The organism is Aquamicrobium sp. YD-1-mutant5, assembly GCF_059509755.1.
Genome location: NZ_JCAKKP010000046.1, coordinates 1 through 1,579, shown reverse-complemented (window position 1 = coordinate 1,579; position 1,579 = coordinate 1). Strand labels below are relative to the sequence as shown.

Below are 1,579 nucleotides of genomic sequence, written 5' to 3'. Positions count from 1 at the left end.
GCTCTCAGCTGAGCCCTTCGATATCGCCATTGTCGTTGAGATAGATGTTCTCGGATGATGGCTTTGAGGGGAGGCCGGGCATGGTCATGATCTCGCCGCAGATGGCCACGACGAAGCCCGCGCCGGCCGAGAGGCGAACTTCACGCACCGGAACGCTGTGGCCCGTCGGCGCCCCGCGCAGGTTCGGATCGGTCGAGAACGAATACTGCGTCTTGGCCATGCACACCGGCAGATGGCCGTAGCCCTGCGCCTCCCACTGCTTCAGCTGATCGCGCACGCTCTTGTCGGCGGTCGCCTCCGAGCCGCGATAGATGCGTTTGACGATGGTGTCGATCTTGTCGAACAGGCCAAGCTCGTCGGGATAGAGCGGGGCGAACTGCGCCGCGCCCGATTCGGCAAGCTGAACCACCTTGTGCGCCAGCTCCTCGATGCCGGCCGAGCCCTGTGCCCAGTGCCGGCACAGGATCGCCTCCTCGCCCATCGAGGCGACATAATCCTTCACCGCCTGGATCTCGGCCTCGGTGTCGGAATGGAAATGGTTGATGCCCACCACCGCCGGCACCCCGAACTGCTTCACATTCTCGATGTGGCGGCCGAGATTGGCGCAGCCCTTCTTCACCGCCTCGACATTCTCCGCGCCGAGGTCTTCCTTCTTCACCCCGCCATTCATCTTCAGTGCCCGCACCGTGGCCACGATCACGGCGGCCGCCGGTTTCAGGCCGGCCTTGCGGCACTTGATGTCGAAGAACTTCTCCGCACCGAGATCGGCGCCGAAGCCTGCCTCCGTCACCACATAGTCGGCGAGCTTCAGTGCGGTGGAGGTCGCCATCACCGAGTTGCAGCCATGGGCGATGTTGGCGAAGGGGCCGCCATGCACGAAGGCGGGGTTGTTCTCCAGCGTCTGCACCAGATTGGGCTGGATCGCATCCTTGAGCAGCACCGCCATCGGCCGGTGCGCCTTGAGGTCACGGGCGAAGACCGGGGTCTTGTCGCGGCGGTAGGCGATGATGATGTCGCCCAGCCGCTGTTCCAGATCCTTCAGGTCGCGCGCCAGGCACAGGATGGCCATGACTTCCGAAGCCACGGTGATGTCGAAGCCGGCCTCGCGCGGATAGCCGTTGGCCACGCCCCCCAGCGACACCACGATCTGGCGCAGCGCCCGGTCGTTCATGTCCATGACGCGCCGCCAGGCGACGCGGCGGGTGTCGATGGCAAGCTCGTTGCCCCAGTAGATGTGGTTGTCGATCAGCGCCGACAGAAGGTTGTGGGCCGAGGTGATGGCGTGGAAGTCGCCGGTGAAGTGCAGGTTCATGTCGTCCATCGGCACGACCTGCGCATAGCCGCCGCCGGCGGCCCCGCCTTTCATGCCGAAGTTCGGACCCAGCGATGCCTCGCGGATGCACACCACCGCCTTCTTGCCGATGCGGTTGAGCCCGTCGCCCAGACCCACCGTGGTCGTGGTCTTGCCTTCGCCGGCCGGCGTCGGGTTGATCGCCGTCACCAGGATCAGCCGGCCGTTCTCCTTGCCCTGCACCGACTTGATGAACGAAGCCGAGACCTTCGCCTTGTCGTGCCCGTA

At 65.2% G+C, this 1,579-nt stretch carries 1 protein-coding gene; it reads right to left on the bottom strand.

The features are described from left to right. Positions 1–4 precede the first annotated feature (4 nt). Positions 5–1,579: formate--tetrahydrofolate ligase (locus tag AC5XE7_RS20790; RefSeq protein WP_495917965.1), on the bottom strand; the 1,575-nt coding region annotated here is incomplete at its 5' end.